Below are 9,067 nucleotides of genomic sequence, written 5' to 3'. Positions count from 1 at the left end.
CAGTCGCACTCTACTTGAGTGCGTGGATTGAAATAGCCTCCTGCTTCTGCTTCCAGTTGTACACCACGTGGTCGCACTCTACTTGAGTGCGACGTTTTGATTTTCAACACGCCCAGGCCATCAAGGCCGCTGCGCAAGCTCTTTCACTAAATCCCTTACCAACGACACGTATAACGGAGAGTGCAGAATCGATCTGGAGAAGCGGAGCGTTCGCCTTTATCCCCAGATTTCCCCCTTTGTAAAAATTTCAAGAAATCTGGGGATAACAGCGATTGGAAGATGATTCTGCACTCGGAGTGGCCCACGTGTGTGGAAGACGATTCTGCACTCGGAAAGGTCCACGTGTGTGGAAAATGACTCCGCACTCGAAGTGGACTACGTGCCTGATCCCTCAACGTACTTGACTCATCTGCGCTCTATGTGCTTGAGCCATCTACATGCTCGGAGTATTCCTCCATGCACTCTCCCCATGCACTCTCTCCATGGTGCGGAATGTACATGTACGCACCCCAAAACAAAAACAAGCCCGCACTCCCCTTCCAAGAAGTACGGACCCATCCTAACAACCATATGCAGCAGCCCAGCTAAAGAATCCATCCTGCACTTCAATGAAATCTCCCACTAAGGCCACTCATACCAGCACCACAACCAACCTGTGACTTAAGGCTGCACCATCCGATATGCCTGAATGCGATCCAGATACAGACGGCTCTCTGAATTTACCCAGAACGTGCCGACCACATCCGGGTTATCCACGAAGGCCTGCTGCTCCACAACCTGCTCCCCATCCACATACAGGGAATACTGCTGCGCAGGTACATCCAGCTCTACGCGCAGACGGTGCCATTCTCCCGCCTTCCAATCGACCTGCTCCAACAAGATCGTCTCCTTGGCAGGCGTGATGTAGCTTAATCCATCCTTGTTCAGTTGGAGACGAACAGCAGATTTGCCACCCGGCAGATTGAGCAGCTGAATCAAATGCTTGCCTGCATCGGAGGCCGAAGCAGCAATCGGAACCATCACATCCGCCTCCAGGATCAGCTTGTCAGCATGAGCCTGAAAACGCTTGGTGAGCGTGGCCAGATCAATCGCACTGCTCTGCATGAGCAAGCCGTTGCCTCGCTCCTCATCATTCGCCAGATCAGGAAGCTCGGTCACTCGGACATAAGCATCCTCCTTGCCCGGATAAGGAGGGTATACCGTGTATCCGGCTGGCGGACTATTCGCCGGGGTCGTGTCAAAGTTATCCTTCACCGTATACTGCTTGGCTATGGTACCTGGAACGGCAGCAGACTTGGCGACCGAAGGCAGAGTATCCCCAGCCGGATTCGTAGCTATAATTCGATAGTAATATACGTTGCCAGCTTCCACAGTCGTATCTGTATAGCTCGTGTCTGTGACACTCGGAGCAATTACCGAATATGGCCCGCTCTCCACCAGACTACGCTCTACTTGATAGCCGCTAGCCCCTTCAGACGTCTGCCATTTCAGTTCTATGCCTTCTGCCTTACCATGGGCTTCAAGCTCTTGGACAATTGCAGGAATTGACTCCAGATTGCTGACAGCGACCTCAGCGAAACGGCCCCATCCGTAATTGTAAATATCGTTATTGATGAGCGCTCCATCGGCTGCGAGCCCGACATAGATCGTCTCCGGCCAGTCAGCAATATCCACCGTACCCACCAATGTCCAATCATTCCCGTATTGAGACAGATAACCATAGACAATCCCGTCCAGTCTGACCAGCTTAATATAGCCTGGTGCCAGGAAGTCCTCAATCTGTCGCGAAGCGGCCTCCCCTCCCTGCTGGATACGCTCCCAGAAGCGGGCTACATGCCCGTACTTGACCAGCGACTGGGTCAGCGTTACCATGCGGGCATCCGGGTCCAGGCTGCTGCGCATCATAATTCCGGCCTGGGACTCATTATCCACACGGCCCACCTCGTTGATACGCGCCACGATCTGTCCATCGTCAGCCAGCGTCTGGTACACATAGTGGAAGGAATCCCGTGTCTTATCCACCAGCACCGGATCATCCGTTCCTCCAATGCGTCCACCACTGCGGAGAGTGATGACTCCGTCCTTTTCCGATGCATGGCCAGGGATCTTCGCCGAGCCGATGTCCACCGACATCCACGGGCTAGACACCTCTTGCGGATGAACCACATAGAGCGGGTGCACAGGGCTATCTGCAGCAGTCCCCTGCGTGTCGTACGCTCTGGCTGAAATCCAATAGGTCCCCTCCTCTGGAGACTCCCACGTGTATGCATAAGGTGCTGCTGTCGCTTCTCCCAGCTTCACGTCATTCGCGTAGAATTCCACTCTTTGGATAGCTGACTGACTCATGCTTGCCGTAGCATTCAGTACCACAGGCTCGCCAGCCTCTACAAGACCTCCATGCTCAGGAGCTAAGAGCTTCACCTGTGGGTTCACTGGCTTGTGATCTGCGATCAGCACATTCAGGTACATTTCCAGGTACGTGTACCCCTCAGGTCCGATCTGCTGTGAATCACTGGCATTATGCGGATCAAGACCATTTGCCAGCTCCCAATCGTCCGGAATACCGTCCCCGTCACTGTCTACCAACGTTGACGTCACCTCTGGCAGAGCCGGGAATCCACCTGATTCATCCGGGGAATTGGACAATCGTCCTCCGCGCTCCCGCACCTCCTGAATCACCCTCGCATCCATCGAATCACGGGCAGGGTATGTGGCTCCAGCTTCGTCCAATACTCGCTCATAAGCCTGAGTGGCTGATTCCGCTGTGTACGTGTATGGCATCTCAACAGGCTCGCTTCGCTTGGCTACCGCAGGGACATCTCCAAGGACACCAAGCCAGTTATCCTCCGCAATCTCGGGATAGCCATCCACAATATTGTCAGCGATGAACCACTGACTATCCTTGGAAGGTGTATCCCGCAGAAGGGCTCGTTTTGTACGGTCCGTATCCGGTCCATATTTGTAATAGTTCCCTACGATGTTACCCAGTGCACGCTCGCCCCCATAGGTGCTCATGAACTGCCAGTTGTAGATAATGTTATTGCGAAAATCGAGCGTATCCCCCTGATCTCCGGCAAAACGCGGGTTGCGGCTCGCATTGTGAGCAATGAGATTGTGATGGAAGGTGGTATTTTTACCGCCCCAAATCCCTCCATACCCGTGCCTGCCCTTGGAATGATTGGACATCAGCATACTCTCGGAGATGATGGACCATTGCACCGTCATGTTCTCCATTTGGTAAGGGGACAGCACCTCATCTACCGAATGGCTGAAGGAGCAGTGATCCAGAATGACATTTTTCCGCTTGCGGGCACCGAAGGCATCCTCTTCCGAGAAGAAATTATCGCCTAGTCGGAAGCGCATATAACGGATGATCACATTATCACCCTGCAGCGACGTGTCATAATCCAGTACAGCAATTCCGTTACCAGGCGCACTCTGGCCTGCGATCGTCAGATTCGAGCCCGTAATCTGGAGCCTGGACTTCAGATGAATATTGCCACCCACCTTGAATACGATAATCCGATCACTGCCAGATACGGCATCCCGGAATGAGCCCGGACCCGAATCATTCAGATTCGTAACCTCATAGACTTCACCGAAACGGCCGCCTGTCGTATACATCCCGCCACCCTCAGCACCAGGAAAAGCCGGAATACGCGTTGGCTCCGCCGCACTGGCTGTCCGGCCATCTCCCATAGGCACCAGCGCCGTAGCCACGACGACAAAGGCAAGTAACACTAAGCATAATTTGGACTTCAACATATCTTCCTCCTACACTTGAAAATAACGCTCAACAGCTTCGTTGAGAATGAAGAAAAGAAGGATCATCATTTCCCGAATACTTACAATTGAATCAGCATATCGACTTGATGACATTTATCTAGGGTCCCAGCCATCGCTTCCGCCCAGCACAGATTGGATGGTGATCGCAGAAGCTTGTGCAGACGTAAGTATATCCGACCAACCTACACGGTTACGGTCATTCCAGCCGGGACCTGAGTTATTGAATTCAGCGTAGCGTGCAGTGGCTTCATTGGCAGGGTTGCCCCAGTTATGCCAGCCCTCAGGACGAATATGCTTATCCATCCAATTGTTCATGAAGATAACCGCACTATATGGACGCCATGGACGGCCAAGGTAGACAGAATGGTCGCCTGTGCCAGAGCGCGTGATGCGACTGTTCATAATTACATAGCCATACTCAGAGGTCGGCTCTGTGGAGGCAGCTGTAATGTATCCGCTTCCAAGACTGCGAATCTCGCAATTATCGAACACCGCTGTGGCCCGCCCGAAGATAAAATCTACGGTCCCTTCAATATAGCTATTCTTGTAATATTGCCGTCCTCCGTTAGAATAAAGTGTATCCTGGAAGCCGAGTACACGGATATTCTCGAACCGGGAACGATCACCAGAGACGTAGAGAGCGACGGCTTGACCTGCATTGCGTCCGGCTGTATTCTGGAAGGTAATATTTTTGGCCTGAAAATTATTGGCCCGTACAGACGTGCTCGCGCTGTTCGTTGTACTGCCTGAGCTGCTGTTCGTGTCGTTATAGGTCAGAATCGTATTATGGGCATTCTCCCCGATCAGGGTAATGTTCGTCTTGGAGGTCGGAATGAATATCTTCTCTTCATAGACCCCAGGTTTCACGTAGATTATTCGCTCCGAGCTGTTACCATCAGGAATGGAATTGACTGCCGCCTGAACACTGGTAAACTGGCCTCCTCCATTCTTGTCAACCACGATCGTAGGTGCCGTCGCCGTAGTGCTCACCAGCTCACTGACAGATTGCTCGGCCTGCATGGAGTTAGCGAAGCCTGTCAGCCCCGTAATCAACAGAGTGCTTGCCAGAAGAACCTTGAAGCTGCGTGATGTTTGCCTAAATCCCAAATTCGTCATTTTACACATCCCCTTCCCTTTTACAAGGCATATTTTCAATTTTTTCACATTCCAGACAATAACAATTATAGTACGGTGATGGATAGAAAAGTTTTGATTTCATGCTTTGTATGCGCTATCATTTTATTGTTGTTGCGCATTTTCCAATCCATTCTAGGAGGGGATCGCCCGTGGCAAAATTACCTGAAATCAAATTCTCGCTCGCAGAGGACAGCTTCTCCATTCAGTACAAGATGAGCGAGGCATATAGCAATATGAAGAATCCCCATGCACATACCTTTTACGAGATTTTCTACGTGCTGAGCGGCGCAAAAACCTATACTATTCAAGGCACCACCATGGAGGTCAACAAAGGAGATCTGGTCTTCATTCCTCCCGAACAGCTGCATCAGACCTTCGGCTTCGCTCCCGTTCACTGTGAACGCATTTTGATTAATTTCTCCCAGCATTTTGTGGATGCTGAACTGGTACGTGCTTCCTTCGAGCGACTATACCAACAAGTATCACGCCCTGTCGTCCGCTTCGATCAGAATGAACAGACTGCCGTGGAGCATCTGCTCGGAAAAATGCTGCATGAAGCTAAGACACACGAGCCTGGCAATACGGAGTTAGTGCGTGCACTACTGCTGGAGCTGCTCATTCGAATTCATCGGCTGGAGCTGCGCTCGCAGCATTCACCTGTCGCGCAGTCGGAAGCACATCCACTGCGAGACAAAATCCTAGAGATCGTTGATTACATAACCAAGCATTACGACCAGCCCCATAGCCTCAATCATCTGGCGCAATCCTTTTACATCAGCCCATCTCATCTGAGCAGAAGCTTCAAGCAGATTACTGGCGTACCCTTTCGAGAGTATCTCCAAAACATTCGCATTCGTGAGGCCCAGAATATGCTGAGGGATACCGACATTCCTATTCAAGCGATTGGGGAGCGAGCGGGGTTCGCCAATGCACCCAACTTTAACGTGGTGTTCAAGAAATGCACGGGACATACGCCAGGCCAATATCGCAGGCTGACTTCGATGTAGTTCAATAAGACTGGACAAAAAAAGAACAAGCTCTTCCCGGACATGCACGCCGGGATTGAGCTTGCTCAGTTAGTATAGCTCTATTTTCTTGTTCATTTTAAAAAATGCTATGAGAGTCAATAAGAATTCCACATGGATCATGCGGTTCTTTCATTAATTTACTATCCCTGTGGTGGGTCCTTCAGGATCGATAACGGCTGACCACAGTGATTACAGTACCTGGATTCCCTCACCACGACCTTGCCGCATACGCATATACGCTCACCCTTTAGCCGCGCCAATTGCCATTCCAGGGCTTCAATCTCCCGGTCCAGCTTCTGGACCGTCTGTGTATAGGCAGCTACCTTCTCCAGTGGAGCATTGGCCCCTCCCGTCACATAAGCCTGATAGACCAGCTCTCCCAGCTTGGCGAATTGGTGTGTTCGGTCTTTACGCTTCAATGTGATCTGCGTGCTTAGCCTCGTCGTTTCTACCGTCTGGTTAGCCTTATCCTTGACCTGATTCATGCCCGTCTTCATTTTGTTCAGAAAATTACTCATCGTCATCCTCCTTCACAAGTTGACTGTACAGGAACCCTCTTTCAGATGTGTATGCGACACGTTCAGACTCGATGCTCTGCGCCCTCCAGCTATCAGCCTTACATTTGGCTTAATATAATGGTGACCAGAAAATAAACCAGCACCCCGGAGAGGAATATCCATATCCGCTTCTTGCTGTTCATACCTTGTACCTCACTCCCCCACGATGAAGTCCTCGCACAAATGCAGACTGATGCAAATCATAGTTTGTTTCCTCTAACGATCTTCCCCTGCTCCATTAATGCGGCTGCTCTTGCTTCGAATAGACCCCGTGCAACTCATCTGAACTAGCGTACATCTGCTGTAGCAGTTCCCAGAAGCTCTTGAGTGCAGGACTAATCAGCTTGTTCCGGTGTCGCACTGCATAGATATATCGCCGGGAACCCCATCCGGGTATTGGCCTGGAGCGAAGCTTCCCCTCTGCTAGCTCCTGCTGAATCGAGGCTTCGGCAATCATGCCGTATCCAATCCGGTGGCGGACTGCTGATTTCAGCGCCTCTGATCCGGACACGACCATGGAGGTATTCAACTCTACTTGATGCTCCTGCGCCCAGCGGTCTATCATCTGACGGCTGATTGAGCCCTCCTCATGAGAGATCAATGGATGAGCAGCCAGCATCGCAGGTGTTACCTCCTCTATGTCAGCCAACGGATGCTCCGGGTCCATAATCAGCACCAGATCATCCTGAATAAGCGGGAGCATCAAGAGATCAGGGTCCTCTATCTTCATGTGTGAAATAATGCCCATATCCAGCTCATACTGCTTCACTCGCTCCAGAATATAGGAGGCCGGGCGCACGTCCAGCAGGACAGTGAGGCCAGGAAAATTCCGCTTAAGCTGCTCCAGCAACGGCGGCAGCATATATGTAGCCGGTGTATGGGTGCTACCGATGGCAAGATGACCTGCGGCTGTTCCGCGGTGCAGCTCCATTAAGGACTCTGCCTCCGCCGACAGGGCACAGATCTGGGCGGCATAATGGTAAAAGGCTTTTCCCGCATCCGTCAGCTTGATGACATGATACGAGCGCGTATGGAACAAAGAGATCCCCAGTTCCTCCTGTAGCTTGTTTAAATGAAACGTAACTGTCGGTTGGGTCAATTGCAGCTTTTGGGCAACCAGATACAGCTTCTTCAATTCAACGACCAGCACAAAGGACTTCAATTGCTGCAGATTCATCCTGCACTCCCTCTCTTGTTAATACTGCCTGTTAGCTTGAATGGTAGCACACAATGCATAGATATTATCAATTTTATCATAAATTTAATAGATACTATTTTAATTGAATTTAACTCCGCGCTAATGTCCAGCAGATTGATCTTACCTACAATGAGGAAGTGCACACAATCATGTTCCACAGAAGGATCGATATGAAATGGAGGCTATTATGAAAATACACATGCTACGCAACATCATCTGGCTCGGATTACTGAGCGTAATCTTGCTCCTATCCGCCTGTGGCAGTGCTGGAAATGTAACGGGTACAGGTGCAGCAGCAACAGATGAACGTACTTCCGCTCTGACACCAGGCACCAGCGGAGGAGGAGCAGCTGACAGCGACGAGGACACAGGCGAGACAATCTACTTGTACGGCAATGACTTTGTAGACTTCATTGCTCCCCAATTCACAGAAGCTACAGGCTATAAGATGGAGGCCGTTCATTACGGTGGGGGTGAGGCTCTGGCCAAGATTGAGGCTGAGCAAGGTAACCCGCAGTGGGATATCCTCATGATGGATGGGCACGGCTCCGTGCGCAATCTGGGAGACCGGGATTTTCTGATGACAGGCTGGAAGCCTGAGAACCTAGACAATTTGACGGCTCAGGGCAAGGAATATCTACCCGAGGATCTTGCCTATTTCCCGATCGGTATCCATGCTGCCGCTGTCATTGCATACAACACTAACCTTGTTAACGCTGAGAATGCGCCCAAGACTTGGGAGGAATTCTTCGCCTTCCCCGGTACCGTCGGACATGCCGACCCTGCCGTAGCCGCTCCAGCCTACCCGCTCGTATCGGCCTTCTTTGACAAATGGGGGGTAGAAGAGGCTGAGCGTAAGTACACAGAGCGTTTCCAGAAAGGTCTGAACATTTATCCCAAAAATGGTCCTGTCGGCAAGGCCTTGCTAAGTGGAGAAATTCAGGTGGCTGCCTTACAGGAGCATAATGCATATGGTCTGAAGCTGGCAGGAGAGCCTGTCGAGGTCATTTGGCCGGACGAGGGGGCACCCGGAAGTCTGCGTGTGATGGCGGTCAGCAAGGATACCCGCAATCCTGCGGCCTCCAAGGCTTTCATTGAATTCATGCTGAAGCCGGAGACACAGAAGCTCCTCACGTCCATGGAGTCAACTGACGGCTTCTTCACCCCGCTGATTGAAGGTGTACCTTCGGCAGAGGGACGCAGACAAGACGGTACATTCCTGCTCCCTTCCGCGAAGTGGGCCTCTGAGCACGAGGTCGAAATCAAGACCTGGTTCGCAGACCAGAATATCCAATAAGTATGCCGCATACATCTGGCTGGCGGCTATTCAGCCGCCACTCCATGCCGAAGTAGGAGAACAC

The 9,067-nt window shown here is 51.4% G+C and carries 6 protein-coding genes; 2 read left to right on the top strand and 4 right to left on the bottom strand.

Features of this window, described 5'->3' with window-relative positions:
• Positions 1-660 precede the first annotated feature (660 nt).
• Both K331_RS30175 and K331_RS0122050 read right to left on the bottom strand, forming a co-directional pair.
• Positions 661-3,765: an Ig-like domain-containing protein gene (locus K331_RS30175; RefSeq protein ID WP_051289973.1), complete on the bottom strand. Its 3,105-nt coding sequence runs from the start codon at positions 3,763-3,765 to the stop codon at positions 661-663.
• 114 nt (positions 3,766-3,879) lie between these two features.
• Complete coding sequence (locus K331_RS0122050) at positions 3,880-4,806, bottom strand: pectinesterase family protein (RefSeq protein WP_318842596.1); 927 nt, start codon at positions 4,804-4,806, stop codon at positions 3,880-3,882.
• Positions 4,807-5,072: 266 nt separating this feature from the next.
• Between K331_RS0122050 and K331_RS0122045 the strand changes: the two genes are divergently transcribed.
• Positions 5,073-5,930 carry a helix-turn-helix domain-containing protein gene (locus K331_RS0122045; protein ID WP_028591953.1) on the top strand — a complete coding sequence of 286 codons (858 nt, stop codon included), beginning with the start codon at positions 5,073-5,075 and terminating at the stop codon, positions 5,928-5,930.
• Between the two features lie 161 nt (positions 5,931-6,091).
• On the opposite strand, the gene K331_RS30170 is transcribed toward K331_RS0122045, so the two are convergent.
• A complete protein-coding gene (locus K331_RS30170) occupies positions 6,092-6,469 on the bottom strand; it encodes a hypothetical protein (RefSeq protein ID WP_051289972.1) in 378 nt (125 codons plus the stop codon).
• A gap of 277 nt (positions 6,470-6,746) precedes the next feature.
• Positions 6,747-7,685, bottom strand: coding sequence for a LysR family transcriptional regulator (locus K331_RS30165; RefSeq protein ID WP_051289971.1), 939 nt, complete (start codon positions 7,683-7,685; stop codon positions 6,747-6,749).
• Between the two features lie 208 nt (positions 7,686-7,893).
• On the opposite strand from K331_RS30165, the gene K331_RS0122030 reads away from it, so the two are divergent.
• Positions 7,894-9,003 carry an extracellular solute-binding protein gene (locus K331_RS0122030; RefSeq protein ID WP_028591952.1) on the top strand — a complete coding sequence of 370 codons (1,110 nt, stop codon included), beginning with the start codon at positions 7,894-7,896 and terminating at the stop codon, positions 9,001-9,003.
• Positions 9,004-9,067: the final 64 nt, after the last annotated feature.

Source organism: Paenibacillus massiliensis subsp. panacisoli DSM 21345 (assembly GCF_000426545.1).
GTDB lineage: Bacteria > Bacillota > Bacilli > Paenibacillales > Paenibacillaceae > Paenibacillus > Paenibacillus panacisoli.
Note: the sequence above shows the minus strand (reverse complement) of the source record. Positions and strands in the feature narration are given on the sequence as shown.

What these genes read in the sequence shown, in the direction of transcription:
- K331_RS30175 (WP_051289973.1), bottom strand. Translation starts at nt 3,765, where the DNA reads ATGTTGAAGTCCAAATTATGCTTAGTGTTACTTGCCTTTGTCGTCGTG.
- K331_RS0122050 (WP_318842596.1), bottom strand. Translation starts at nt 4,806, where the DNA reads ATGCAGGCCGAGCAATCTGTCAGTGAGCTGGTGAGCACTACGGCGACG.
- K331_RS30170 (WP_051289972.1), bottom strand. Translation starts at nt 6,469, where the DNA reads ATGAGTAATTTTCTGAACAAAATGAAGACGGGCATGAATCAGGTCAAG.
- K331_RS30165 (WP_051289971.1), bottom strand. Translation starts at nt 7,685, where the DNA reads ATGAATCTGCAGCAATTGAAGTCCTTTGTGCTGGTCGTTGAATTGAAG.
- K331_RS0122030 (WP_028591952.1), top strand. Translation starts at nt 7,894, where the DNA reads ATGAAAATACACATGCTACGCAACATCATCTGGCTCGGATTACTGAGC.